23 protein-coding genes, 2 tRNA genes and 1 pseudogene are annotated in these 26164 nt (G+C 70.5%); 15 read left to right on the top strand and 11 right to left on the bottom strand.

The window, feature by feature from the left end:
- The first annotated feature begins 128 nt into the window (after positions 1-128).
- The gene (locus ACZ516_RS04190) at positions 129-770 is read left to right on the top strand and encodes a mycothiol-dependent nitroreductase Rv2466c family protein (RefSeq protein ID WP_358582144.1); all 642 of its coding nucleotides are present in this window, start codon (positions 129-131) and stop codon (positions 768-770) included.
- A 204-nt stretch (positions 771-974) separates the two neighbouring features.
- Here the strand turns inward: ACZ516_RS04190 and ACZ516_RS04185 are convergent, their stop codons facing one another.
- The 3 genes from ACZ516_RS04185 to ACZ516_RS04175 all read right to left on the bottom strand — a co-directional run bounded on the left by ACZ516_RS04185 (position 975) and on the right by ACZ516_RS04175 (position 4966).
- Positions 975-1625 (bottom strand): superoxide dismutase, encoded by a 651-nt coding sequence (locus ACZ516_RS04185; protein ID WP_469008359.1) that lies wholly within the window; start codon positions 1623-1625, stop codon positions 975-977.
- A gap of 237 nt (positions 1626-1862) precedes the next feature.
- Positions 1863-3314 carry an amino acid permease gene (locus tag ACZ516_RS04180; protein WP_358582146.1) on the bottom strand — a complete coding sequence of 484 codons (1452 nt, stop codon included), beginning with the start codon at positions 3312-3314 and terminating at the stop codon, positions 1863-1865.
- Positions 3315-3580: 266 nt separating this feature from the next.
- Positions 3581-4966, bottom strand: coding sequence for an amino acid permease (locus ACZ516_RS04175; RefSeq protein WP_469008718.1), 1386 nt, complete (start codon positions 4964-4966; stop codon positions 3581-3583).
- A 428-nt stretch (positions 4967-5394) separates the two neighbouring features.
- Here ACZ516_RS04175 and ACZ516_RS04170 point away from each other — a divergent pair, with 428 nt between their 5' ends.
- Positions 5395-5973, top strand: a complete 579-nt coding sequence (locus ACZ516_RS04170; RefSeq protein ID WP_358582148.1) for a biotin transporter BioY — start codon at positions 5395-5397, stop codon at positions 5971-5973.
- 189 nt (positions 5974-6162) lie between these two features.
- Here the strand turns inward: ACZ516_RS04170 and ACZ516_RS04165 are convergent, their stop codons facing one another.
- Both ACZ516_RS04165 and ACZ516_RS04160 read right to left on the bottom strand, forming a co-directional pair.
- Positions 6163-7506, bottom strand: a complete 1344-nt coding sequence (locus ACZ516_RS04165; RefSeq protein WP_469008357.1) for an FAD-binding oxidoreductase — start codon at positions 7504-7506, stop codon at positions 6163-6165.
- Positions 7507-7653: 147 nt separating this feature from the next.
- Positions 7654-9111 carry an amino acid permease gene (locus ACZ516_RS04160; RefSeq protein WP_469008356.1) on the bottom strand — a complete coding sequence of 486 codons (1458 nt, stop codon included), beginning with the start codon at positions 9109-9111 and terminating at the stop codon, positions 7654-7656.
- Between the two features lie 226 nt (positions 9112-9337).
- On the opposite strand from ACZ516_RS04160, the gene ACZ516_RS04155 reads away from it, so the two are divergent.
- The 3 genes from ACZ516_RS04155 (at position 9338) to ACZ516_RS04145 (ending at position 11297) form a co-directional block, all read left to right on the top strand.
- Positions 9338-9823, top strand: coding sequence for a ribose-5-phosphate isomerase (locus ACZ516_RS04155; protein ID WP_358582154.1), 486 nt, complete (start codon positions 9338-9340; stop codon positions 9821-9823).
- Positions 9824-10131: 308 nt separating this feature from the next.
- The gene (locus ACZ516_RS04150; RefSeq protein WP_469008355.1) at positions 10132-10950 is read left to right on the top strand and encodes an Fpg/Nei family DNA glycosylase; all 819 of its coding nucleotides are present in this window, start codon (positions 10132-10134) and stop codon (positions 10948-10950) included.
- Positions 10951-11048: 98 nt separating this feature from the next.
- Entirely contained in the window at positions 11049-11297 is a 249-nt protein-coding gene (locus ACZ516_RS04145; RefSeq protein ID WP_361075706.1) for a superinfection immunity protein, read from the top strand.
- A 67-nt stretch (positions 11298-11364) separates the two neighbouring features.
- Here ACZ516_RS04145 and ACZ516_RS04140 read toward each other — a convergent pair whose 3' ends face one another.
- The gene (locus tag ACZ516_RS04140) at positions 11365-12594 is read right to left on the bottom strand and encodes a GNAT family N-acetyltransferase (protein WP_469008353.1); all 1230 of its coding nucleotides are present in this window, start codon (positions 12592-12594) and stop codon (positions 11365-11367) included.
- Positions 12595-12767: 173 nt separating this feature from the next.
- On the opposite strand from ACZ516_RS04140, the gene ACZ516_RS04135 reads away from it, so the two are divergent.
- Positions 12768-13943: a SpoIIE family protein phosphatase gene (locus ACZ516_RS04135; RefSeq protein ID WP_469008352.1), complete on the top strand. Its 1176-nt coding sequence runs from the start codon at positions 12768-12770 to the stop codon at positions 13941-13943.
- Between the two features lie 148 nt (positions 13944-14091).
- Positions 14092-14356, top strand: a pseudogene (locus ACZ516_RS04130) (aldo/keto reductase); the annotation flags it as partial.
- A 125-nt stretch (positions 14357-14481) separates the two neighbouring features.
- Here the strand turns inward: ACZ516_RS04130 and ACZ516_RS04125 are convergent.
- Genes ACZ516_RS04125 through ACZ516_RS04115 form a run of 3 tightly spaced genes read right to left on the bottom strand, consistent with a single transcriptional unit; the run spans position 14482 to position 15771 of the window.
- Positions 14482-14619 carry a hypothetical protein gene (locus ACZ516_RS04125; protein WP_469008350.1) on the bottom strand — a complete coding sequence of 46 codons (138 nt, stop codon included), beginning with the start codon at positions 14617-14619 and terminating at the stop codon, positions 14482-14484.
- The gene (locus ACZ516_RS04120; protein ID WP_469008349.1) at positions 14616-14963 is read right to left on the bottom strand and encodes a DUF397 domain-containing protein; all 348 of its coding nucleotides are present in this window, start codon (positions 14961-14963) and stop codon (positions 14616-14618) included. The genes ACZ516_RS04125 and ACZ516_RS04120 overlap by 4 nt, the downstream gene beginning before the upstream one ends.
- On the bottom strand, positions 14923-15771 hold the full coding sequence (locus ACZ516_RS04115; protein WP_358582226.1) for a helix-turn-helix domain-containing protein: 849 nt from the start codon (positions 15769-15771) through the stop codon (positions 14923-14925). The genes ACZ516_RS04120 and ACZ516_RS04115 overlap by 41 nt, the downstream gene beginning before the upstream one ends.
- 346 nt (positions 15772-16117) lie before the next feature.
- Between ACZ516_RS04115 and ACZ516_RS04110 the strand changes: the two genes are divergently transcribed.
- From ACZ516_RS04110 to ACZ516_RS04100, 3 genes are all read left to right on the top strand, one after another.
- Positions 16118-17005 (top strand): hypothetical protein, encoded by an 888-nt coding sequence (locus ACZ516_RS04110; protein WP_469008348.1) that lies wholly within the window; start codon positions 16118-16120, stop codon positions 17003-17005.
- A 143-nt stretch (positions 17006-17148) separates the two neighbouring features.
- Positions 17149-17976, top strand: a complete 828-nt coding sequence (locus tag ACZ516_RS04105) for an ABC transporter ATP-binding protein (RefSeq protein ID WP_361075691.1) — start codon at positions 17149-17151, stop codon at positions 17974-17976.
- Entirely contained in the window at positions 17976-20432 is a 2457-nt protein-coding gene (locus ACZ516_RS04100) for an ABC transporter permease (RefSeq protein ID WP_469008346.1), read from the top strand. The genes ACZ516_RS04105 and ACZ516_RS04100 overlap by 1 nt, the downstream gene beginning before the upstream one ends.
- 78 nt (positions 20433-20510) lie before the next feature.
- Here ACZ516_RS04100 and ACZ516_RS04095 read toward each other — a convergent pair whose 3' ends face one another.
- Complete coding sequence (locus ACZ516_RS04095; RefSeq protein ID WP_469008345.1) at positions 20511-21716, bottom strand: acyltransferase family protein; 1206 nt, start codon at positions 21714-21716, stop codon at positions 20511-20513.
- 622 nt (positions 21717-22338) lie between these two features.
- Here ACZ516_RS04095 and ACZ516_RS04090 point away from each other — a divergent pair.
- Positions 22339-22533: a hypothetical protein gene (locus ACZ516_RS04090; protein WP_358582176.1), complete on the top strand. Its 195-nt coding sequence runs from the start codon at positions 22339-22341 to the stop codon at positions 22531-22533.
- Positions 22534-22621: 88 nt separating this feature from the next.
- Here the strand turns inward: ACZ516_RS04090 and ACZ516_RS04085 are convergent.
- A tRNA-Gly gene (locus tag ACZ516_RS04085) sits at positions 22622-22692 on the bottom strand.
- Between the two features lie 166 nt (positions 22693-22858).
- On the opposite strand from ACZ516_RS04085, the gene ACZ516_RS04080 reads away from it, so the two are divergent.
- From ACZ516_RS04080 to ACZ516_RS04065, 4 genes are all read left to right on the top strand, one after another.
- Positions 22859-22935, top strand: a tRNA-Pro gene (locus tag ACZ516_RS04080).
- Between the two features lie 126 nt (positions 22936-23061).
- A complete protein-coding gene (tig, locus tag ACZ516_RS04075) occupies positions 23062-24447 on the top strand; it encodes a trigger factor (RefSeq protein WP_469008343.1) in 1386 nt (461 codons plus the stop codon).
- Positions 24448-24747: 300 nt separating this feature from the next.
- On the top strand, positions 24748-25353 hold the full coding sequence (locus ACZ516_RS04070; RefSeq protein WP_358582228.1) for an ATP-dependent Clp protease proteolytic subunit: 606 nt from the start codon (positions 24748-24750) through the stop codon (positions 25351-25353).
- Between the two features lie 62 nt (positions 25354-25415).
- Entirely contained in the window at positions 25416-26117 is a 702-nt protein-coding gene (locus ACZ516_RS04065) for an ATP-dependent Clp protease proteolytic subunit (protein ID WP_358582181.1), read from the top strand.
- The last annotated feature ends 47 nt before the right edge of the window (positions 26118-26164 follow it).

Below are 26164 nucleotides of genomic sequence, written 5' to 3'. Positions count from 1 at the left end.
GACTCGCATGACTCGTACGAATGTCTACGATCCTCGCATGTGGCGTCGGCCGCCGACATCCGGGAATGCCCCGACGGACCCCCGACGTTCCCCTCCCCAGGCGCCGAACACATTCCCTAGGGAGAGACATGTCCGAGAACACCGTCAAGACCCCGGTCGACTTCTGGTTCGACCCGCTCTGCCCCTGGGCCTGGATGACCTCGCGCTGGATGCTGGAGGTGGAGAAGGTCCGTGACGTCGAGGTCCGCTGGCACGTGATGAGCCTCGCCGTCCTGAACGAGAACAGGCTCGACGAGCTGCCCGAGGAGTACCGGGAGATGCTCGCCACCCAGGCCTGGGGCCCGGTGCGGGTCGTCATCGCCGCCCAGCAGAAGCACGGCGAGGAGATCACCGGAAAGCTCTACACCGCGCTCGGCACCCGCTTCCACAACCGTGGCGAGGGCGCCACCCGTGAGGCCGTCGTCGCGGCTCTGGAGGAGGTCGGCCTGCCCGCCGACCTCGTCGACCACATGGACTCCGACGTGTACGACGCCGAGCTGCGGGCCTCGCACAAGGAGGGCATCGACAAGGTCGGCCAGGACGTCGGCACGCCCGTCATCGCCGTCCCTGGCGCCGACGGCGAGCAGATCGCCTTCTTCGGCCCCGTCGTCACCCCCGCGCCCAAGGGCGAGGCGGCGGCGCGCCTGTGGGACGGGACGCTGCTCGTCGCCTCGACGCCGGGCTTCTACGAGATCAAGCGGACGCGGACCGAGGGCCCGAACTTCGAGTGACCCCGCGAGCCGCCGCGCACAGCCGGTGAGCCCGCGCAGCCGGTAGCCCCGTACAACAGAGAGACCCCCGTGAGTCACGTCCTCACGGGGGTCTCTCCTTTATCCGCCCGCCTCGGCGAAAGTTGAGAAGACGATCACGAGGCAGGACGTTTCACGAGGCGGCCGGCCTCACGCACGGGAGATGTCCCACGCGCCGGACACGCCTCACGGAGTGAGCAGCAGGGCGTTCCCCCGCTGCTTGGCGGCCTCGTAGCGCTTGGCGACGTCCTGCCAGTTGACGACCTGCCACATGGCCTCGATGAAGTCGACCTTCTGGTTCTTGTACTGGAGGTAGAAGGCGTGCTCCCAGGCGTCGAAGACCAGGATCGGCGTGGAGCCCTGGCCGACGTTGCCCTGGTGGTCGTAGACCTGCTCGACGATGAGGCGGCCGCTGAGCGGCTCGTAGGCGAGGACGCCCCAGCCCGAACCCTGCGTCGTCGCCGAGGCCTTGGTCAGCTGGGCCTTGAACTTGGCGAAGGAGCCGAAGGACTCGGTGATCGCGTCCTCCAGCTCGCCGACGCCGTCGGCGGCCAGCGGCTCGCCGCCGCCCCCGTCCTTGGGGCTGTTCATGTTGTGCCAGTAGATGCTGTGCAGGATGTGGCCGGAGAGGTGGAAGGCCAGGTTCTTCTCCAGGCCGTTGATGGCGCCCCACGTCTCCTTGTCGCGCGCCTCCGCCAGCTGCTCCAGGGTGTCGTTCGCGCCCTTCACGTACGCGGCGTGGTGCTTGTCGTGGTGCAGCTCGATGATCTGCGGGTTGATGACCGGTTCGAGCGCCGCGTAGTCGTACGGAAGTTCTGGAAGCGTGTAAATGGCCATGGTCCGAGCCCTCCGACTGCTGCTTCTCACTGCTTCTTACTTCTTATTGCAAGTCATGCGCAAGTGCAGGCTAACAGCAGTAGGCCCCACAAGTTGATCAGCCCTTCGCCCTAGGCCCCCTCGAAACGACGAAGCCCCCCGAAACGACGAAGCCCCCCGAAACGACGAAGCCCCCCCGGATACGACAAAGGGGCCCCGGGTCGTCATCGACCCAGGGCCCCTCCGCGTAAACGTGTCCTACTCGGCGGCCGTGACCGCCCCCCGCTCCGCCCGCTTCTGCCGCACGAAACCGATGACGGCGAGGCACAGCGTCAGCGCCCCCGTGGCGAGCAGTTGCTTGCGCGTGTCGGGCTGCTCGGTCATCAGGAAGAAGATGTACGCCATCGCGGCGAGCGCCACCCAGGTCAGGTACGGGTAGGCCCACATCCGCACGACCAGCTTCTGCGGCTCCTCGCGCTCCGTCCGGCGGCGCAGGAGGAGCTGCGAGACGGCGATGAAGATCCAGACGACGAGGATCATCGCGCCGATCATGTTGAGCAGCCAGGGGAAGACCTGGTCGGGGCTCCAGTAGCTGAGCAGCACGCAGCCGAAGCCGAAGACCGACGAGGCCAGCACGGCGAGGCGCGGCACGCCGCTGTACACCCGGCCGAGCGCCTTGGGGCCCTGGCCGCGCTCGATCAGGGAGTACGACATGCGCGAGGCGCCGTAGATGTTGGCGTTCATCGCGGAGAGCAGGGCGATCAGCACGATGACGTTCATGATCTGCCCGGCGCCGGGGATGCCCAGGTGGTCGAGGGTGGCGACGTAGGGGCCCTTGGTGGCGACGTCCTTGTTGTCCCACGGCAGCAGCGTGACGACGACGAGCATGGAGCCGACGTAGAAGAGGGCGATGCGCCACATCGCCGTGCGTACGGCCTTGGCGACGCTCTTGACCGGGTTCTCGGACTCGGCGGCGGCGATGGTGACGGTCTCCAGACCGCCGTACGCGAAGACCGAGGCGAGGAGGCCGATGATCAGGCCGTCCGTGCCGTTCGGCATGAAGCCGCCCTCGCCGGTGAGGTTCTCCAGGCCGGGGGCCGGGGTGTCCGAGCCGGGCAGGATGCCGAGGATCGCGAGGACGCCGATGCCGAGGAAGAGGGCGATGGCGCCGACCTTGAGGGCGGCGAACCAGAACTCGAACTCGCCGAAGTTCTTCACGGCCGTGAGGTTCGCGCCGCAGAAGACCAGCATGAACAGGGCGACCCAGGCCCACTGCGGGGTGCCGGGGAACCAGCCCACCATGATGTTCGCGGCGCCGATGCCCTCCAGGCCCACGGCGACGCAGAGCAGGAACCAGAAGCCCCAGCCCGCCGTGAAGCCCGCCCAGGGGCCGATGGCGCGTTCGGCGTGCACGGAGAAGGAGCCCGAGGCCGGGTTGGCGGCCGACATCTCGCCCAGCATGCGCATCACGAGCATGACGAGCGCGCCGGATATCGCGTAGGCGAGGACGATCGAGGGCCCGGCCTTGGCGATGCCCGCTCCGGAGCCCACGAAGAGGCCGGCGCCGATCACGCCACCGAGGGCGATCATGGAGAGGTGCCGCTGCTTGAGGCCGTGGACGAGCGGTGAGTCGGCCTTGGGTGCGGCATCAGGTGCTGGTGTCGCATCGGGTGCGGATGCGGCGTCCTTGGAGCTGGACGTCCGAGACATGGGCGTGCCCTGTTCAGTAGCCGAGACGGGGGAGGGGCGGAAGGGGAAGCGGGTCATGACCGGCAGAGCCGGGACGGGAGGAAGCGGACCAGGAACCGGGACGGAGAAAACGGGTCGAGAGCCGGGGCGGGGGAGTCGAGCGGGCCCACAGTCTGAGGTCCGGCACCGCTGACAGGGAACCACCGACCGGTATACGGACACGACGCTTACACGTCGTGAAGAAACCGCCACAAGAAGTTCACGGCGCGTTCACGCTTCACGCGAGGTCACGGCCGGCGCCGGCCCCGCCACTCCCGCAGCCCGGCGACCGCCAGCACCACGCCCGTCGCCCCCGCCGACCACAGCAGCTGGGGCCGCGCCCCGTCGTCGTTCAGCATCAGGGCGAGTACGGCGGCCATCGCGACCAGCGCCGCCCAGGTCAGATACGGGAACGCCCACATTCGCAGGACCAGCCGTTCCGGGGCCTCCCGCTCGATGCGCCGCCGCAGCCGCAGCTGCGACACCGCGATCAGCGCCCAGACGAACAGCAGCACCGCGCCGACCGAGTTGAGCATGTAGAGGAAGACCGAGTCGGGCCACTTCAGATTGAGTACGACCGATACGAAGCCGAAGGCGACCGAGGCGAGGACCGCGCGGCGCGGGACCCCGCCGCCGGACACCTTCAGGAGGGCCTTCGGGGCCTCGCCGCGTTCGGCGAGGGAGAAGACCATCCGGGAGGACCCGTAGAGGTTGGCGTTGAGCGCCGAGAGCAGGGCCACGAACACCACGATGTTCATGATGGTCCCGGCGGATGGCACCCCGATCGAGTCGAGCACGGTGACGTACGGGCTGGCTCCCGCCTTCTGCGCGGTCCACGGCAGCACCGTCACGATGACCAGCATCGAGCCGACGTAGAAGAAGAGGATGCGGTAGACGGCGCTGCGCACCGCGCGGGCGACCGAGCGGACCGGGTCGTCGGACTCGGCGGCCGCGATCGTGACGACCTCCAGGCCCCCGAAGGCGAACACGACGGCGAGGACCCCGGAGACCACGCCGGCCCAGCCGTTGGGCAGGAAACCGCCGTCACCGCTGAGGTGGGTGAGGCCCACGGGGTCCGTGTCCGGCAGCGCCCCGAAGATCGCGAGCAGCCCCAGCACCAGGAACGCGACGATCGCGCAGACCTTCAGCGTCGCGAACCAGAACTCGAACTCGCCGAAGTTCTTCACGGCGGCGAGGTTGGCGCCGGTGAAGACCAGCATGAAGAGCAGCACCCAGGCCCACTGCGGCACCGCGGGCGCCCAGCTGTGGGCGATCTGCGCGGCGCCGGTCGCCTCCACGGCGAGCACGACGACCAGCAGGAACCAGTACAGCCAGCCGACGCTGAACCCGGCCCAGCGGCCCAGCGCGCGCTCCGCGTGCACGGAGAAGGAGCCCGAGGCGGGCATCGCGGCCGACATCTCGCCGAGCATCCGCATCACGCACATCGCGAGCGCGCCCGCGATCAGATACGAGACGACGATCCCGGGCCCCGCGACGGCGATCCCCGCCCCCGAGCCGACGAAGAGCCCGGCCCCGATGACGCCGCCGAGCCCGAGCATCGTCAGATGCCGCTGCTTGAGCCCGCCGCCGAGCGGCTCGGTGGAGGAAGCGGCCGAGGCCTGGGGGTCGTGCATGGTGCTCAGCGCTGCTCTCGGGGTCACGGGCCTACGGGATTACGGGTTTACGGGCTTACGGCGTACGGCTACGGGACTACGGGATTACGGGCTTAAGGCGTTAGGGCTACGGGCTTACGGGCTTACGGGCTTACGGCGTCACGGGCTCAAGGCGTTACGGGTAACGGGATCACGGGCTCACGGCGTCACGGAGACTTTGGCGGGACTCCACAGTCTCCCCGGGCGGCGCCCCTCCGCGCAAAACGGGCCACCCACCCGCCGACCTCCGTGACGAGCGTCACGCCCGGCGAGGTGTACGGGAGGCCCTTTGTCCGGAGCCCACCAAGCCCCCGCCCCGGGGTTGTCACCCGGAGCCGCTGTGAGGGCGCCCCCGCCTGGGATAGCGTCGACGCGTCCCAACCCGCCCCAGCCCTCCCGCGGAGTCCCCGATGAGCATCGCCGCTGCCACCCCCCGTCCCGGCCAGGTCCTCGCCGACCTGCTGCCCGCGTCCCGTGTGAAGGACGCCGCCCTCGTGCTCGGCGGCGCCGCGCTCACCGGTGTCGCGGCCCAGATCGCGGTGCCCGTCCCGGGTTCCCCCGTGCCGGTGACCGGTCAGACCTTCGCCGCGCTGCTCGTCGGCACCGCGCTGGGCGCCCGCCGCGGCTTCCTCTCCCTCGCGCTGTACGCGCTGGTCGGCATGGCCGGCATGCCGTGGTTCGCGCAGGCGGGTTCGGGCGTCGCGGCCCCCTCCCTCGGCTACGTCCTCGGCATGCTGCTCGCCGCCACCGTGGTCGGCGCCCTCGCCCGCCGGGGCGGCGACCGCTCCGTGCTGCGCACCGCGGGCACGATGGTGCTCGGCTCCGCGATCATCTACGCGGTCGGCGTGCCGTACCTCGCCGCCGCCACCGGCATGTCGCTGACCCAGGCCGTCGCCGCCGGACTCACGCCCTTCCTGATCGGCGACGCCCTGAAGGCCGCCCTCGCGATGGGCGCGCTGCCCACGGCCTGGAAGCTGCTCGACCGCTGACGCACACGTCCACCGGCGAACACGCCTGCCGACGAACACGTCCGCCGACGCACACGTCCACCGGCGAACACGTCCACCGGCGAACACGCCCGCTGACGCACACGTCCGCTGACGCACACGCCCGTCGGCGAACACGCCCGCCGGTGAACACGCCAGCCGACGCACCCGTCAACACCCCTGCACCACCCGTCAGCTGGCACCGACGCCGTAACTCCGCCTGAAGAGGTTCGCCGGGTCGTACGCGACCTTCAGCCCGGCGAGCCTCTTCCGCGTCTCTGCGTCGTACAGCCCCTCGGGCCGGTCGGCGCCGCCGAAGGCGAAGTTCAGCGAGCGGCCCAGCCGCTGCCCCGCCACGCGCCCGAACGCCCGCGCGTGCAGCTCCCGTACGGTCGCCACGTCCGTGCCGTCCAGCGGGGAGAGGACGCGGACGAGCCAGCCCGCCCCGCGGTGGGGCACCGTGTTCTTCGCGGGCCGCGCCAGCGCCCCGCCCAGGTGGTTGATCTGGACGACGTGCATCGAGTCGGCGTCGGGGCCGGTCAGCGCGAGCAGTTCACCGGCCGCGTCGACGTCGAGGCCGCTGAGCAGCACGCTGTCCCCGTAGTAGGCGTGCGGGAAGTCGGGGTCGCCGTGGATGGTGTGGCTCTCGGTGTACGGCATCTCCCGCAGGGTGTCCGACACGGCGGGGGCCAGCGCGCGCAACGGCGCCACCAGCTGCTCGCCCTCGGCCCGCGTCCCCGTGAACGCGACGCGCACCGAGATCAGGTAGCGGCCCCGCAGGAGCGGCGGGAGCTGGGGGATGTCGGGGTAGAGCAGCGCGCAGAGCGAGGAGGTCAGCTCCTCGGGCAGGGTCCGCGTCCACCGTTCGTAGCCGCGCAGCAGGGCGGCGGGGTCCGTCGTGCGGCCGTCGAACGCGATCGCCCCGCCGTACAGCCGCGCCACCGGCACGAGGCCGATCTCCAGCTCGGTGACCACGCCGAGGGTCGCGCCGCCGCCGAGCAGCCCCTGGAAGAGTTCGGGGTCGCTGTCGGCGGTGACATGGCGCAGAGTGCCGTCGCCCGTCACGACGTCGAGGGAGCGGACGTGGTCGGCCGCGTAGCCGAACTGCCGGGCGAGGATGCCGAGGCCGCCGCCGAGGGTGTACGACACGACGCCGACGCCCGGTGCCGAGCCGTTCAGCGGGGCGAGCCCGTGGGGCGCGGCGGCCTCGACGACCTGCCCCCAGCGGGCGCCGGCGCCGACGGTGACGGTGCGGGCGGCGGCGTCGACGCGCACGGAGTCCATCCGCCGCGTACTGATCAGGAGGCCGCCCCGGGACGCCCCCGGCAGCCCGTGGCCGGTGGCCTGGACCCCTACGGGCAGCCCGTGCTCACCGGCGTACGACACGGCGGCGACGACGTCCTGGGGGCTCGTGGCGCCGAGGACGAGGTCGGGCCGCGTCGCGAAGCCGGTCTGGAATCCGGCGATCTCATCGTCGTACCCGGGGTCGCCGGGCCGGAACACGAGTCGCTGGGCGCTGAAACCGGTGAAATCCACGAGGAGCCTCCGTTGTGCCGCGTACGTGGCGCCTGAGCCGCGTACATCTGCCGGACAACGCAGAGGGTCCCGCGAAAAGCTGACAACCTCCGTCAACTTAACGCGGGACCTCAATGGGACCCCTGACGGCACCCCTAGGGGAACCGCTCAGACCTGCTCGGCCTCTTCACGGGGCCGGATCTTCTCCCGCACGACCGAGAACACGACCACGAACGCGGCCGCGAGGAGCGACAGCAGCACCTGCTTGCGCCCGGTCTCGTCGGTCAGCATGTAGATGAGGACGAACGAGATCATCGCGATCGTCACCCAGGTCAGGTACGGGAAGAGCCACATCTTCACGACGAGCTTCTCCGGCTCCTCGCGCAGGATGATCCCGCGCATCCGCAGCTGCGTGAAGCAGATCATCAGCCACACGAACAGGGCCACGGCGCCCGAGGAGTTCAGCAGGAAGTCGAAGACGGTGTCCTTCCACTGGTAGTTGAACCAGACGGCGAGGAAGCCGAAGACGACGGAGCCGAGGATCGCGGCCTGCGGCACGCCCCGCTTGTTGGTGCGCGCGAAGGCCTTGGGCGCGTCGCCGCGCTGCCCGAGCGAGAACGCCATGCGGGAGGCGGTGTAGAGCCCGGAGTTGAGGCAGGAGAGCACGGCGGTGAGCACGATGACGTTCATGACCTGACCGGCGTGCGGGATGCCGATCGAGTTGAGTGCGGCGACGTAGCTGCCGTCCTCGGTGATCGACTTGTCGTTCCACGGGAGGAGCGTGATCACGATGAAGATCGAGCCGAGGTAGAAGACGCCGATGCGCCAGATCACGCTGTTGGTCGCCTTGGTGACCGCGCGCTGCGGGTCCTCGGACTCACCGGCGGCCAGCGTGACGATCTCGCTGCCCATGAAGGAGAAGACGACCATCAGTACGCCGGTGAGGATGGCGCCCGCGCCCTTGGGCATGAAGCCGCCCGCGTCGGTGAGGTGCGCGAATCCGGCGCCGGGGTTGTCGGAGCCGGGCAGCACGCCGAAGACGGCGAGCAGACCGATGACGACGAACGCGCCGATCGCGACGACCTTGATGCCGGCGAACCAGAACTCGAACTCGCCGTACGAGCCGACCGAGACGAGGTTGGTCGCGGTGAGCACCAGCATCACGATGAGCGCCCAGCCCCACTGCGGGACGGCGGGTACCCAGCCGTTGAGGATCACGGCCCCGGCGGTGGCCTCCACCGCGAGGACGACGACCCAGAAGAACCAGTACAGCCAGCCGATGGAGAAGCCGGCCCAGCGGCCGAGCGCCTGGTCGGCGTAGGTGGAGAAGGAGCCGGACGTCGGCCGTGCGGCGGCCATCTCGCCCAGCATCCGCATGACGAGGACGACCATGGCGCCGACGAGGGCGTACGAGACGAGGATGGCGGGGCCCGCGGCGGCGATGCCGGAGCCGGATCCCACGAAGAGGCCGGCGCCGATGACGCCGCCGATCGCGATCATGGAGAGGTGGCGGTTCTTGAGACCCGCTTTCAGGCCGTCGCCGGTGTCACCAGTGTCGCCAGACCGCGGATCCCCAGGGGATGGGGGGTTGCTGTCTGCCTTCGCAAGGGAGGGTTGCGAGGTCATGGACGAATCCTTAAGTTCTCGGGTCACGAGCCCCCGCATTCAAACTCAGGAGCGATCGGGACGGAAGTCCTGAATCCGGATCGTTGCATTCAAGCCACTTGGCCTGGACCTGGCCTGGACCTGGCCTGCGCCCGCCCCGGACTGGCCGTACCTGGTCGGGACCTTGGTCCCGAAGGCCCGGCCCCGATCGCGGCTACCCGGTGCCCGACGTGCCACACTCGGACGCATGCGCGTGTACCTCGGCTCGGATCATGCCGGCTATGAACTCAAGAACCACCTGGTCGAATGGCTCAAGGGCCACGGCCACGAGCCCGTCGACTGCGGGCCCCACATCTATGACGCCCAGGACGACTACCCGCCGTTCTGCCTGCGTGCCGCGGAGCGGACCGCCGCGGACCCCGAGGCGCTCGGCATCGTCATCGGCGGCTCCGGCAACGGCGAGCAGATCGCCGCGAACAAGGTCAAGGGCGTCCGCGCGGCGCTGGCCTGGAGCGAGCAGACCGCGGCGCTCGGCCGGGAGCACAACGACGCCAACGTCATCTCGATCGGCGGTCGGATGCACTCCCAGGAGGAGGCGACGAAGTTCGTCGAGATCTTCCTGAGCACGCCGTACTCGGGTGAGGAGCGCCACACCCGCCGCATCGACATGCTCTCCGCCTACGAGGAAACGGGCGACCTTCCGCCGATCCCGGCCGGGCACCCCCAGCAGTAACGGCCCCCCTCCGCCGGACGGCGCTGCCACCCCAGCCCGTCCGGCGCTTGAGGACGAGCCCGCAAGGCGATCCTTCGCCGGACGACGCCGTCGGTTTTCAGCCCGTCCGGCGCTTGAGGACGAGCCTTTAGGGCGACTCTTCGCCGGACGACGCCGCCGGTTTTCAGCCCGTCCGGCGTTTGAGGACGAGCCCTCAAGGCGATTCTTTGACCGCGTAGCCCCCAGCCGGAGCTAAGCCACGGGGCTCCGCCCCGGACCCCGCTCCTCAAACGCCGGAGGGGCTGATTCATTCAACCCCCGGAGGGACCATGCCGGAGGGCCACACCATTCACCGCCTCGCGGCAGACCACCGCGCCCGCTTCCAGGGCACCCCCGTAACGGCGACCAGCCCCCAAGGCAAGTTCTCCGACGGCGCCGCCCTGATCGACGGCCGGACGATGAAAACCGCCGAGGCCCACGGCAAGCACCTCTTCCTGGGGTTCGGCGAAGCCGACTGGGTCCACATCCACCTCGGCCTCTTCGGCAAGTACGCCCTCGGCGAGCACCCCGCGCCGCCCCCCACGGACACCGTCCGCCTCCGCCTGCGGAACGACACCTATTACTCCGACCTGCGCGGCCCGACGACCTGCGCGCTCATCACGGACGACGAGAAGCGGGCGATACACGAGCGCCTCGGCCCGGACCCCCTCCGGGACGGCGACGACCCCGACAAGGCGTACCGCCGGATCTCCCGCAGCCGCACCACCGTCGCCGCGCTGCTCATGGACCAGAAGGTCGTCTCGGGCGTCGGCAACGTCTACCGCGCCGAGGTCCTCTTCCGGCACGGCATCGACCCGTACACCCCGGGCAAGGACCTCACCGAGGCCCGATGGCAGGCGATCTGGGCGGATCTCGTGGAGCTGATGCGCGAGGGCGTACGCCTCAACCGCATCGACACCGTCCGCCCCGAGCACACGCCGGAGGCGATGGGCCGTCCGCCGCGCGTGGACGACCACGGCGGCGAGGTGTACGTCTACCGCAGGGCGAACCAGCCCTGTCACCTCTGCGGCGGCGAGATCCGCACCGCCGGCCTCGCCGCGCGCAACCTCTTCTGGTGCCCCACCTGCCAACGCCCCGGCGCCCGCTGACGGCGGGACACGCGCTGACGCGACGCGACTAAGATCGGCTCACCAGTTCGACCGCCTGACCAGCGGTCGCGTGACCAGCTCCACGGGGGGTTCTCTTCATGTTCGAGTTCAACATGCCCAGTTTCCATCTCGGCTTCGATCTCGGCTCGCTCGGCGGCCTCGTCCTGGCGGTGCTCACCGTCGTGCTCTACATCCTGCCGTCCCTCATCGCCTTCAACCGGGGAGCGGAACTCCGCTGGGTGGTCCTCGTCCTCAACGTCGCCGTCGGCCACTCGGCGGTCGCCTGGCTGGTCGCCCTCTACCTGGCCACCCGCAAGCCGAAGTCCCCACTGCCCCTGTCGGCCTGAGACCCCGGCCCGCACAAGGACACGCACAAGGCCCCGCACAAGGACACGCACCGCCCTGGAACCCGCCCTAGAATCCGTGTGGCAGCCAAGGCGCCACGTCCGACCCGAAGGCCACCGACGCCTCCGCCAGCGCCCCCGGCCGCAGCTCCCGCACCCGCCCCGCGCCCGCCAGTGACGTCAGGGAGGTCCCGCCGAGGTAGGCGGCGGCCAGTTCCCGTACGGACAGGGCGAGGTCGGCCGGGTCCCGGGTCCGCTCGCAGGAGGCGCCCTTCGCGTCACCGGCGAGCCGCCAACGGCCCGCGTTCCAGGGGCAGAAGGCGTCCTCGACCTCCAGGACGACGTCCAGCGGCGTACGGTACGTACGCGCCGCCAGCGCCGCCCCCACCTCCACGAGCCGTACGTGGAGCGAGTCCCGCACCGCGAGATCGCACCGCCGGATGTCCGAGGCGAGCTGGAGCAGCGGATCGTCCACCGGACGGCTGTACGCGAGGACCGACGTCGTCAGGTCGATGGTGAAGACGAACCGCCACAGCGCCGCGTACGCCGCCGGGTCCTCCGCCTCCAGGTCCCGCACCCGCACCACGCCCTTGGGGCCCTTCCAGTCGAACTCGGGCTTGACGGCGAACCGCACATAGCCGACCAGTTCGCCCGCGCGTTCGGCGACCACGCACTGCACCGGCGACGCGCCGTCCCGCTCGCTCTCCGGGTCGAACAGTCCGAGCCGCTCCCAGCCGGGCTGCCGGGCCGGCATCCCCGGACGGGCGACGACCCGGCGCGCGTACAGCTCCTCGCACGCGTCGAGGACGTCGGCGGGCCGCGCGTACCGCAGCCGTACGTCGTCCGTGCCGGGCGGGACGGACAGCTGTACCCGCGTCGTGTCGATGTCCGCCTTCAGCTGCAGGGTGCCCGGGGCGTACCCGAACCGGCCGTAGATGACCGGCTCGGAGGCGGTCAGCACGGCCAGCGGCTCGCCGAGCGCGCGCACGTCGTCCAGCTGCCTGCGCATCATCGCCGTCAGGATGCCGCGCCTGCGGTGCGTGGCCGCGACGCTCACCGTCGTGACGCCCGCCGCGTCCACGAGGGCGCCGCCCGGCACGGAGAGCCGGAAGGAGAAGGACCCCGCCGTGCCCACGCAGGTGTCGCCGTCCCAGGCGCCCAGCATCCGGTCGGCCTCCACGAGGTCGCGCCACAGCTCCTCTTTCCCCGCCGGCGTGGGCGTCCCGCCGAAGGCGAGGGCGAACGTTGCGAACCAGTCGTCCCATTCGGCTTCGGCGAGGACCCGCAAGTCTGTCGGCATACCGCGTGAGTCTGTCGTCATACCGCATGCCTACCAGGGCGATACCACCTGATGCGAGGGCATTTCCCACGGCTGGAACAAGCCGTCACGGCCCGTCCGCCCGTGCCTCTGACGAGGGACAAGCGGGACCTCCCGTGCGAAGGGTGCGGCCCGCTGGATAGGGTCCACGAGCAATGGCGGTACGAGGAGCACGAGGCGAGCGCGGCGAACGGCGGGCGCAGGCCGAGACATTCACGGCCCGGATGAACAAGCGGCTGCACCGGGTCCGCATAGTGCTGCGCAAATCCGGGGTCGACTACTTCCGGGGCGACGGCTCGGACTGGGTCGCCCTGGCCGGGCTGCTCGTCACCGTCCCGCTGATCGCCTTCGGCACGATGGTGAACAACGTCTGGTGCGCGCCCGCCGCCCTGGTGCTGCCCATCGTGGCGGGCGGACTGCTGCTGCGTCCCGCCAGCCTCCTCGGCCTGTACGCGGCCACCGCCGTGGCGCTGATCGTGGAGACCGTCCGGCTCGGCCCGTATGCCGAAGGCCCCTCGCGCGTCACGCCGGGCGTGGTTCTGGTGGTGGCCGCCTGCGGTTTCTTCGGGCTGGTCGTGGCCCAGTTCCGCAGCCGGGTCGGCGTGCCCTGGCGCGGCGGCGGCACGATGCTGTTCGACCTGCGCGAGCGCATCCGGGTGCAGAGCAAGCTGCCGAAGCTGCCGCGCGGCTGGCACCGCGAGATGGCGCTGCGCCCGGCGGGCGGGCAGTCGTTCTCGGGTGACTTCGTCGTCGCGGCCCGGACGAACGGCGGCCGCACCCTGGAGGTCGTCCTCACCGACGTGTCCGGCAAGGGCATGGACGCCGGTTCGCGGGCGCTGCTCCTGTCCGGCGCGTTCGGCGGCCTCCTCGGCTCGCTGCCCCCGCACTCCTTCCTGCCCGCCGCCAACGGCTATCTGCTCCGCCAGGACTGGGAGGAGGGCTTCGCGACCTCCATCCATCTGGTCCTGGACCTGGAGACCGGCGACTACGAACTCTTCTCGGCGGGCCATCCGCCGGGCCTCCAGCTCAGCGCGGGCAGCGGCCGCTGGGAGGAGAAGACGGGCCAGGGCCCGCTCCTCGGCGTCTACGACGGCGCGCAGTTCGACCCGGTGAAGGGCATGCTGCGCCCCGGCGACGTCCTGATGCTCTTCACCGACGGCCTGGTGGAGACCTCCGACCGGGACATCGCCGAGGGCATCGACCGCCTCACGGGCGAGGCCGACCGCTATGTGGCCGGCGGCTTCCACGGCGCGGCCTGGCACCTCATCGAGGCGGTCGCGAAGGACGTGAACGACGACAGGGCGCTGCTGCTGATCTGCCGGGAGGCGTGAGCGGACCCGCGTCGACCGACCCCCGGCCCGCCGGGTTACCACGACCGCCCTCGCTCAGCGGGGCCTGAGTCCGTCCACGACGACGTCCAGCATGCGGTTCAGCTGCGGGCACTGCTCGGGCGCGCCGGCCACGGAGAGCAGACGGCTGGGCGGGGTGCTCACCGGCAAGTACGGCAGGAAGGACCAGAACCCGGCGGGCCCGGTCGCCGGCGAGAGTGCCGGCGACCGCAAGGGCCTGAACGCCGCGCTGGGTTTGGGTCACGGACCGCAACCTCACCATCGCCGAGGTGGTGAAGGAGCTGGCCACCGAGCTGGGCCACACACCTGCCCAGGTCGCACTGGCCTGGAACCTGCACTCCCCGGGCGTGACGGTCCCCATCATCGGCGCCCGCACCCTCGCGCAACTGGAGGAGCGGTCACCACCGGCGACATGAAGATCGAAAGCCGCCGCTGACGCACCTCATGCCATGAGCCGCGACAAGGTCAAGGGCGCCTCTCTGCAGAAGCTCGCCCCGCCGAGGCGGCCGTCATCTGACGGCTAGCCCTCTCCCCGCTTCCTCTTCCACCGCCCGTAGAACACCATGGCGACCAGGGTCGCCATGGCGACGAGGAAGATGACGAGACCGGCTGTCCCGTCGGGATACCAGCGGCCCGCCGCGACCGTCTCCTGAGTCACACGCTGCCCTTGGCCGCCGCCGAGACGAACGCGGCGAAGGCGCCGGGCGCGACGGTGAAGGCGGGGCCCTCCGGGTCCTTGGAGTCGCGTATGGCGACGTGCGCGCTGAGGTCGGCGACCTCGACGCAGTCACCCCCGGTGTCCCCGCTGTACGACGACTTGTGCCAGGCGGCACCACCGAGCGGGGCGCACTCGACGCACTCGCCCCCTGTGTCACTGCTGTACGACGACTTGCGCCAGGCCACGAGGCCGATTGGCGCACACTCGACGCATGCCCCACCATTGTCGCCGCTGTAACTCGACTTACGCCATGTCGCGCCCGTCAGCCGCTGGTTGGTCCCCATACCGTTCCTCCATTACGCGCGCGATCAGTTCCGCCGAGTCCTCCACGGACAGGGCGGATGCCTGCAAGCGAGCGTAGCGAAGAGAGCTTTCCTTGACCTTCTCGGGATGGGCCGTCATGTGCCCCTGAACGAAGTCCTCGGTGTAGATGAGGTCAGGGTCGACATCAAAGCGGAGCGTGGTGAACGTGCCCGGCAAGCCCGCGTGTTGACCTGCCGTGAAGGGCAGGACCTGGAGGTTCACCCACTGTTTGTCGCGGAACCGCAGGAGGTGGGCGAGCTGCTCTCGCATGACCTCGTGGCCTCCGATCTCCTGATGCAGTACTGCCTCGCTCAGCACCACCCACAGCAGTGGCGGGTTCTCCTTCGCCAAGACGCGCTGTCGGTCCATGCGGGCCTCAACCCGCGCAGCGAGGTTGTCGTCTGTCGTGACACCCAGCACGGACCGCGCGTAGGCCTCCGTCTGGAGAAGCCCGTACACCAACTGCGCTTGATACGTAGAGATGTACGCGGCCCGCGCCTCCATTTCAGCGAACGCCTGGAACCAGCTCGGCAGCTGGCTGCGTAGCACGAGGCCCACCAGACGCGACAGCTGGCCGTCCGTCCCCAGCGCCGCGTCCACCCGTTCGGAGAACTCCCGCGTGGGCACCCTCTTCGTCGTCTCGATCTGGCCCACCAGGGACCCCGTGCAGAAGATGCAGTCGCCCAACTGCGCCTGGCTCAGTCCGGCCGTTTTCCTCAGGCGGCGCAATTCGGCGCCGTAATAGTCGAGTGGTGAGGCGCTCGCGTCGAGCGCGCGGGGTTGTGTCACGCCTGCCTCCAGCGTCACGGAGGGTCGATTTCGGATCGTGTTCAAGCGTAAGCACACCGTAGCTATCGGGTCAGGCGAATGCTTCAACTGCTGGCAAGGTCCGGCCCGTTGACGCTTGAGCTTCGGGGCACGGGATTCGAGCCTCTTTTGCAAGGAATGGAAGGGCGGTCTCACCCGCCCACCCTCCCTGGGGCACACCACGGGCCGCAGATGACTTTTCGTGACCGAGTCGCCACGCAGGGCTGCCGCCGTGTAGCGTGCGCCGCACAAGTCGCATAAAGCGACCCCCGTGCGGTGTTCTCAGCACCACGCGAGGGTCTGACCACAAGATCGCAAGACCGATCGGATGGCTATGGACCAGCTTAGTCCTGCCCTGCGCCCGAGCGCGCATCCCTTGGCCAACCCCGGCTACGGGAAGAAGTCCGCCCCGGGGCAAGCGCCCCGCTCCCGGCGGGACTTCGCACATCTGCCCAAGCGTGAGGCCGCCGTCGCCGGGTACCTGGACCGGCTCCCCGAGGGCGCCGACATGTCCATCAAGACCCTCGCCAAGCACCTGCCGTACGGCCAGTGCGCGCTCTCGACCGTCCTGCGGGTCCTGTCCGGGGAGGGGCACCTGCGGCGCGTACGACGGCCCGTCACCGGCGCGGACGGCGGCCCGCGCTGGGTCTGGCACACCTTCTTCTCCCGCACGCCACGGGACGACGCCTGGTGGGCGGCCTTCTTCGCCGGGGACCCGGCGCGGGACGCGGACCCGGCACCCGTGGAAGAGGCGCCGACCGGACAGGCGTACGACCTGCTGGCGCGGCTCGGCCGGACCGACCCGCGCCTGATGCTGTCCGCCACCGACTGCGAGGCCCTCGCGCCGCTGGCCGCCGAGTGGTTCGCGCGGGAGGCCACCGAGGCGCAGCTCCTGCGGGCGCTCGCCGCCGGTCTGCCGTCCGAGGTGGCCCACCCCTACGGCTTCGTACGCGCCCGCCTGCTGGCCAAACTCCCGCCGCCCCCGCCGACACCGGCATCCCGGTACATCGTGGAGTGCACCGCGTGCGGCGAACCGGGGGAATCCGCCGCCGCGCTGCCGGGCGGCCTGTGCGGCGGCTGCCGCACGGGCGCGGCGCTCCCCGCCGAACGGGTCCGGGGCCATGTGGAACGGCTACGGGCGGCACTGGGCGGCAGAAACCGCGAGGAGGCGCTGGGCGGCGGAAGCTTCGAGAAGGCGCTGGGCGGCGGAAGCTGAAGGAGGTCACGGGGGTTAACCCCACCTCCGGTTCGCCAGCCGTCCTCATGGTGGCGGCCACTGCTTGATCCGTAGGTTCGAGACATCGATCAGGGATGTCTCCGAGACGGCTCGGCGGCGGACGAACGGAAGGCGGCACAGCCATGGGGCTGCGACGGAAGCATCGGACCGAAGAGCGCGCGGGAGCCGTCGTGACGCCTCCGGTGCCGGGCGCCCGGCCCGGCGACTGGGCCGTCGAACTGCGCGGGGTCCGCCGTCAGTACGGGCGCGGCGCGGGCGCCGTGCACGCGCTCGCCGGCATCGACCTCGCCCTGCCGCGCGGCAGCTTCACCGCCGTCATGGGGCCCTCCGGGTCCGGCAAGTCGACGTTCCTCCAGTGCGCGGCGGGCCTTGACCGGCCCAGCTCGGGCACCGTGCACCTCGGCGGCACCGAGATCACCGGCATGAGTGAGAACAAACTGACCGCCCTGCGCCGCACCCGACTCGGCTTCGTCTTCCAGGCGTTCAACCTGCTGCCGTCCCTGACCGTCGAGCAGAACGTGGTCCTGCCCATGCGCCTCGCGGGCCACCGCCCCGACCGGCGCGCAGCCGCCGCGATGCTGGCCCGCGTCGGCCTCGGCGACAAGGGGCGCCGCCGCCCCGGGCAGCTCTCCGGAGGCCAGCAGCAGCGCGTCGCCATCGCCCGCGCCCTGATCACCGAACCGGACGTGATCTTCGCCGACGAGCCGACCGGCGCCCTCGACACCACCACCGCCACCGAGATCCTCGGCCTGCTGCGCTCGGCGGTCGACGCCATGGGCGCCACCGTCGTCATGGTCACCCACGACCCCGCCGCGGCGGCCTACGCCGACCGCGTCCTCTTCCTCGCCGACGGCGCCATCGTCGACCGCCTGGAGCGCGCGTCGGCCCAGCAGATCGCCGCCCGCATGACCACCCTGACCGCGCCCGCCTACGCGGGGGTGGCCGCGTAATGGCCTTCGTCCCCAACGGCCTCGCCCGCGCCGCCGTCCGCTTCAAACCCGCCGCCTTCGCGGGCACCTTCGTCGCCCTGATGATGGCCTCGCTCATCGTGGCCGCCTGCGGCATCCTCCTGGAGACCGGCCTGCGCGCCTCCGTACCCCCGGTGCGGTACGCGAACGCGCCGGTCGTGGCCGCCGCCGACCAGGAGGCCCACTTCGTCACCGGCAGCGGCGACTCCCGCTCCGAGACCGCCACCCCGCTGCCCGACCGGGCCCGCCTCGACGCCTCCCTCGTCACCAAGGCGGGGGCCGTGCCCGGCGCCCGCGCCGCCGTCGCCGACGTCACCTTCCCCGTCCGGTCCGGCGACAAGGACGTCACCGCCCACGGCTGGGGCTCCACCGCCTTCACCGGCGAGAAGCTGAGCGCGGGCCGCGCCCCCCGCACCGGAGAGGTGGCCCTCGCAGCCCCCGGCGCCGCCGTCGGCGACCACATCACGCTCACCACCTCGGACGGCCCGCGCGCCTTCCGCGTCTCGGGCACCGTCAAGAGCGGCCAGGAGACTGCCACCGCCTGGTTCACCGACTCCGACGCCATACGCCTGTCCGGCCACCCCGGACGCATCGACGCCATCGCCGTCCTGCCCGAGCCGGGCGTCTCCGACGCCACCCTCAAGTCCCGGGCGGCACACGCCCTCGGCTCCAAGGCCGAGGTCCACACCGGCGACGACCGAGGGGCCACCGAGGACTCCCTCCTCGGCTACGCCAAGGAGATGCTCGTCGCCCTCGGCGGCTCCTTCGGCGGCATCGCCGCCCTGACCGCCGTGTTCACCGCCGCCGGGACCGTCGCCCTCTCCGTCGGCCAGCGCGCCCGCGAATACGCGCTGCTGCGCGCCATCGGCACCACCCCCCGCCAGATCCGCCGCACCATCGCCACCGAGACCCTGCTCGTCGCCCCGCTCGCCGGCGCCGCCGGTCTGCTGCCCGGCATCGCCCTCGCCACCTGGTGGTTCGGGCAGCTGAAGGACAAGGGCGCCATCCCGCGCGCCGTCGACCTGTCCGTCTCCTACCTGCCGCTCACCGCCGCCGTCGGCGCCGCCGTACTGACCGCCCTCGGCGCCGGCTACCTGGCCGCCCGCCGCCCCTCGCGCATCAAGCCCGGCCAGGCCCTCAGCGAGGCCTCGGTGGAGCGCGTGCGCGTCGGCTGGATACGTACGCCGCTCGGTGTCGCCGCCGCAGTCGGCGGCGTGGTCCTCTCCGGCATCGCCGCGAGCGCCGCCGGCGAGGACGCGGCCAACGCGGCACTCGGCGTCGTCATGCTCTTCATGCTGGCCGTGGCCCTGCTCGGCCCCCTGGTGGCCCGGGCCTGCGCCGCCCTCTTCGGCCTCCCGCTGCGCGGCGCCGACGCCTCCGGCTTCCTCGCCGCCGCCAACTCCCGGACGAACGCCCGTCGGCTGGCCTCCGCGATCACCCCCATCGTGCTCGCCATGGCGTTCTCCTCCGTCCTGGTCTTCATGCACACCAGCGAGGACCGGGTCGCCGCCGACCAGCAGCGCGCCGCCATCACCGCCGACCACATCGTCACCTCCGACGGCGGGCTCGCCCCGGGCGCCCTCACCAAGGCCAGGAACACCGACGGGGTCACCTCCGCCGTCACCCTGCTCAAGACGTCCGTACTCGTCCCCGTCGGCTCGGGCGCCGACCGCTGGCTGGAATCGGCCTCCACACAGGGCATCACCGGCACGGCCGCCGACCTCCGGAAGGTCCAGGACCTGAAGATCGAGACCGGCGGTCTCACCCTCGGCCGGGGCCAGATAGCCGTGGACACCGCGCTCGCCCGCTCCGCCCACGTCACCACGGGCGACCGCCTCGCCCTGCTCCTGCCCGACGGCACCAAGGCGTCCCCGAAGATCGTCGCGACGTACGGCAGGGGACTTGGCCTCTCCCAGCTCACCCTGCCCGCCGCCGACGTGCGGGGGCACGTCACCTCGGCCTTCAGCACCGAACTGTGGGCCAAGGGCGGCGCGGCCCGGGACCTCGCCGGCCTCGGCACCCTCAAGGACCGCGCCGGCTACACCACGGCGCAGTCCATGGACCGCGAGCTGAACGCCTGGGCCAACACCACCATGGCGGCCGTCCTCGGCGGCTTCGCGGCCGTCGCCGCCGCCAACACCCTCGTCATGACGGTCCTCGACCGCCGCCGCGAACTGGGCACCCTGCGCCTCATCGGCTCCACCCGCCGCCAGGTGATGCGGATGATCCGCTGGGAGGCCCTGATCGTCGCCGTCGCGGGCATCGCCATCGGCTCGGCCATCGCCCTGGCCACCCTCGTCCCGATGATGAACGGCCTGACCGGCGAGGCCCCCTACATCCCGCCGCTGGTCTACGGCTCCTTCGTCGGCGCCGTCCTGCTCCTCGGCCTGGCCGCCACCACGATCCCGGCCCGTGCGGCCCTGAAATCGGCGGCCTGACCCCGCCCGTACATATATGACGAGGGCGCGCCCGGCAGCGTGTTCCGCCGCCGGGCGCGCCCCTCGTAAGTCGTCCCCCTAGGTGGACCGGGTGCGCTGCCGCGCCAGTTCCGCCGCGTCCCGCTTGAAGGCCCACTCCATCTTGGGCTCCATGGCGAAACGGAACACGCGCTGCACGGGAGGCGTGCACAGCAGCGTCACCACCGTCGCGGCGACCGCCGTCACGAAGACCTCGCCGAGCGGCTTGTGCAACCACGCGTAATCCTCGAACCAGCCCCAGAAGCGCGAGCCCTTGGCGAGGAAGCCGTGCAGCAGATAGCCGTACAGCGTGCCCGCGCCGAGGACCGTGAACCACATCTTGCGGCGCGGCACCCACGCGAAGAAGCAGGCGGTCAGCACCACCGAGCAGCCGAACAGCGCCAGCGTCATCACGATGCCGACCCACCACGGCACACCCAGCTCCTGGGCGCTGTCCCGGCGGTAGAACCACACGGACGTCATGCGGGGCGCCGCCCAGTAGGCCAGCAGCACGGCGGCGGCGAAGACCGGCACGGACAGGACCCGCATCTCACGACGGCGCACCAGCTGGAAGTGCTCGGGCTTCAGGAAGAGGCCGAGCACGAAGAACGGCATGAACTGCAGGACGCGCTGGAGGTCGAGGTCGTCGCCGATGTCGGGGGAGATGACGGCGAGCATGGCGATGGCCAGCGCGAGCGGCACGGGCCAGCGCACGATCTTCCACAGCGGCACCGTGAGCCGCCACACGAAGAGCGCCACGAGGAACCAGGTGAGGTACCACGGGTCGAGCAGGCTGATGGGCTGGCCCGGATCGTCGTCCACCCAGCGCTTGAAGAGGGTGTAGGCGACCTCGAAGATGACGTACGGCACGGCGACCCCGGTCACCAGGCGCTTGAGCCGGTCGGGCCGCATGTCGAAACTGCGCGAGAAGTAGCCGGAGATCAGGATGAACGCCGGCATGTGGAAGGTGTAGACGGTCATGTACAGCGCCTCGGCGGCGCGGCTGTGATCCGTCAGGGGTTCCCACGCATGGGCCATCGCCACGAGGACGATCGCCAGGTACTTGGCGTTGTCGAAGAAGGCGTCGCGCTGCTTGGCGGGCTTCGCCGAGCGGGCGGCCGCGCGATGGCCGGCCGGGGTGGGGGGAGCGGTGGCGGCCCGATGGGTCGGATGGGGGAAGCGCGGGGGCGGGGGTCCGGCCGCCGGCACCTGGGCCGGGGGGAGCGGCGCACGGTGACGTCCGTGCGGTTGCACCGAGTTGGTCACAGGCCCTCCCACCAAGAGCTCGGTGAGACGATCCGGGACCGCACTGCGCCTACGGGGGTGGTGGCAGCGTGGAACATCTGACGCACCCTAGCGTCGCCGCGCGGTCTTCGTAAAACCCTCGTCACTTTCGTCAACACGATCCCTGTCAATCCCTCGGTCGGGCCCCGATGCGATTACCGCTTATCGGGTCCGCATACCCGGGAATGACGGTGGTAGGCAGAGGGATTCGGCCGCGATTACGTCCCCTACGTCCGCATTCATGCGCCTTAAATGGTGCATAACTCCCGCAGTCGACTCCGGTGGAATGTCCGTTTGGTCGGCGGTCCGAGAAACCGCGCTGTGCCGCCCGCAACAATTCGAATTTCCTGCGAACATCGTGTGTGGTGTTCGCGGGCATCACGGTGAATTCCCTATGGACACGGGTCCGCGAATTCCCGTGCGGCACCGCGCCGTGGCCCGCGCCCTCGGGGGCGCCGCCGCACTCCGGGGCGCGAAGTGGGGGTCGACGATGCGTCATGGGCCGCATGGAGTACGCCTGTTGGTGGCACCATGGTCGGTGGCGGGGGCGTGCGGGGTCGTACCCCCCGGGCCGGGAGAGCGACCGACCTAGGGTGTGATCAGTGTGGCCATTTCGCTGTCAGTGGTACTGCTGTTGGCGATCATCCTCGTAGTGATGATCCGCGGGGGGTCGATCAAGACGGGCCCGGCGATCGTCGCGGCGCTCTTCGGCTTCTTCCTCGCCTCGACGGGCATGGCGCCCACCATAGAGCGGTTCATGCAGCAACTGGCGGAGACCATCAACTCCATCAGCTTCTGAATCGGCCGGCTTCTGAATCGGCCGCGCGGCGGGAAACGCCGCCGGCCCGGCCGCTGGATTCAGCGGGCCGGGCCGGAGGTCTCACCAGAGCGGGCGACGGGAATCGAACCCGCGTAGCTAGTTTGGAAGACTAGGGCTCTACCATTGAGCTACGCCCGCACGCCGCACCAGGGCCCTCGGGCCGCGGTACGACAGGCATCGTAGCGGGTCCCCGGCCCGTGCCGCACACCCCCCGCGCCGCACACGTCTTCCGGGCCCCGCCCACGACCCCCGCGCGACCGGGGGCCGCACGGCCTGCGGGCATGTACCCTACGTGTCGCACCGACGGGGTGTGGCGCAGCTTGGTAGCGCGTCCGCTTTGGGAGCGGAAGGCCGTGGGTTCAAATCCCGCCACCCCGACCAGCAGGTCTCTCCCCACAAGATCGCGTTGTGGGTCGGCTCCCGCTTGCCGTTACTATGCAAGCTGTGTGCCCGTGTGTCTCTGATCCGGGCAGAAACCAGCAGTCAGCCCACCAAGGAGACCGAACCGTGAAGAGCGCCGTGGAGACCCTGAACCCGACTCGGGTTCGGCTCACTGTTGAGGTGCCCTTCGAGGAGCTCAAGGACAGCCTCGACGCGGCGTACAAGAAGATCAACCAGCAGGTCACGGTGAAGGGCTTCCGCAAGGGCAAGATCCCGGCCCGCATCATCGACCAGCGGTTCGGCCGCGGCGCCGTGCTGGAGGAGGCCGTCAACGACGCGCTCCCGAAGTTCTACACCGAGGCGGTCAACGAGGCCGAGCTCAACGTCCTGGGCCAGCCCGAGGTGGACATCACCGAGCTGAAGGACAACGAGACCCTCAACTTCACCGCTGAGGTCGACGTCCGCCCGACCATCGAGATCCCGGACTACTCCGGCATCGAGGTCGAGGTCGACGCGGTCGAGGTCAGCGACGAGGACGTCGACAAGGCCGTCGAGGAGCTGCGCGAGCGCTTCGCCTCCACGTCCCCGGTCGAGCGTGCCGCCGAGGACGGCGACGTCGTGACGATCGACCTGCAGGCCAAGGTCGACGGCGAGGTCCTGGAGGACGGCGTCGCGTCCGGCGTCTCCTACACGATCGGCTCCGGCGAGCTGCTCGAAGGCATCGACGACGCCGTCAAGGGCCTGGAGGCCGGTGGCGAGGCCACCTTCACCTCCGAGCTGAAGGGCGGCTCGGCCGCCGGCAAGGAGTCCGAGGTCACCGTCAAGGTCACCCAGGTCGCCAAGCGCGAACTGCCGGAGCTGGACGACGACTTCGCGCAGCTCGCCTCGGAGTTCGACACCCTCGACGAGCTGAAGGCCGACAGCCGCAAGCGCCTCGAGAACATGAAGCAGTACGACCAGGCCACGCAGGCCCAGGAGCGCGTCCTGGAGAAGCTCCTCGAGCTGGTCGAGGTCCCCGTCCCCGAGAAGCTCCTCGCGGACGAGATCCAGACCCGCAAGCACAACCTGGTGAACCACCAGCTCGGCCAGATGGGCCTCGACCTCGCGAAGTACCTGGAGATCCAGGGCAAGACCGAGGAAGAGTTCGACGCCGAGACCGAGGAGCAGGCCGAGAAGGGCATCAAGACGCAGTTCGTCCTCGACGAGCTGGTCAACAAGGAGAAGCTGAACGTCAACCAGGAGGAGCTCACCGAGCACCTCATGCGGCGCGCGCAGTCCTCCGGCATGTCCCCCGACCAGTTCGCCCAGGCCGTCGTCGAAGGCGGCCAGGTCCCGATGCTGGTCGGCGAGGTCGCCCGCGGCAAGGCCCTCGCGGTCGTCGTCGAGGCCGCCACGGTCAAGGACACGAAGGGTGAGGTCATCGACCTCAGCGACGAGGACGAGGACGAGGCGCCCGCCGCCGAGACCTCCGCCGACGCCGACGCCTCCTCCGAGGAGAAGACCGAGGCCTGAGCCCTCCAGCTCTGACGTACGTACTGCGGGCCCCCGGGACACGATCCCGGGGGCCCGCAGTCGTGCCCCGTCAGGGGCGCGGGGAACCGCGCGAGCATCTCGGCGCTACCTGCGCTCACAGCGAACAGTTGGCTCTGCGGGATTCCCCGGAGGACCCCGCGCGTTAGGGTCCATGAATACGAGGGCAGGGGAGTCCCCGGAGCCGCCCGGAGCGGCGAGCACGAGGGGTCCCAGCCCCAGTGAAGAGTGAGACGGCCCGGCGCCGTCGCAAGACGAGCAGGTGGATACGTGATGAATCTGATGCCCTCCGCCGCCGGCGACCCCTCCATCGGTGGTGGCCTCGGCGACCAGGTCTACAACCGGCTGCTCGGCGAGCGGATCATCTTCCTCGGCCAGGCCGTGGACGACGACATCGCCAACAGGATCACCGCGCAGCTGCTGCTGCTGGCCGCAGAGCCCGACAAGGACATTTTCCTCTACATCAACAGCCCCGGAGGCTCGATCACCGCGGGCATGGCCGTCTACGACACCATGCAGTACATCAAGAACGACGTGGTGACGATCGCGATGGGCATGGCCGCCTCCATGGGCCAGTTCCTGCTCAGCGCCGGCACGCCCGGCAAGCGCTTCGCGCTGCCGAACGCCGAGATCCTGATCCACCAGCCCTCCGCGGGCCTGGCCGGCTCCGCCTCGGACATCAAGATCCACGCCGAGCGGCTGCTGCACACCAAGAAGCGGATGGCGGAGCTGACCGCCCACCACACGGGCCAGACCGTCGAGCAGATCACCCGCGACTCGGACCGCGACCGCTGGTTCGACCCGCAGGAGGCCAAGGAGTACGGCCTCATCGACGACATCATGCCCACCGCCGCCGGCATGCCGGGCGGGGGCGGCACGGGAGCCTGAGGCACCCCTCAGCGCCCCGACAGCCGAAACCCAGCCCACGCTCCTTTAGGAGACACACACAGATGAACAACTACCCCGGCAGCGGCCTCTACGAGCGCACCCGCGCCGAGTACCAGTCCCCGCAGGCGGAGTTCACCGGCGCCCGCGCCGAGTCCCGCTACGTCATCCCGCGCTTCGTCGAGCGCACCTCGCAGGGCGTGCGCGAGTACGACCCATACGCGAAGCTCTTCGAGGAGCGCGTGATCTTCCTCGGCGTCCAGATCGACGACGCCTCGGCCAACGACGTCATGGCGCAGCTCCTGTGCCTGGAGTCGATGGACCCGGACCGCGACATCTCCATCTACATCAACAGCCCCGGCGGCTCCTTCACGGCGCTCACGGCCATCTACGACACGCTCCAGTTCGTCAAGCCGGACGTGCAGACGGTGTGCATGGGCCAGGCCGCCTCGGCCGCCGCGGTCCTCCTCGCGGCCGGCACGCCGGGCAAGCGCATGGCGCTGCCGAACGCCCGCGTCCTGATCCACCAGCCCTACAGCGAGACGGGCCGCGGTCAGGTCTCCGACCTGGAGATCGCCGCCAACGAGATCCTCCGGATGCGCGCGCAGCTGGAGGAGATGCTGGCCAAGCACTCCACGACGCCGATCGAGAAGATCCGCGACGACATCGAGCGCGACAAGATCCTCACGGCCGAGGACGCCCTCGCGTACGGCCTGATCGACCAGATCATCTCGACCCGGAAGATGAACAACGCCGCGGTTGTCTGACGAGGCGCTGTAACATCTGCCGCTCCTTGGCATGGTTCGCGCACGAC

The organism is Streptomyces sp. NPDC034037 (genome assembly GCF_055575715.1).
The sequence above is the reverse complement of the archived record's forward strand: the minus strand, read 5'-3'. Positions and strand labels throughout refer to the sequence as shown.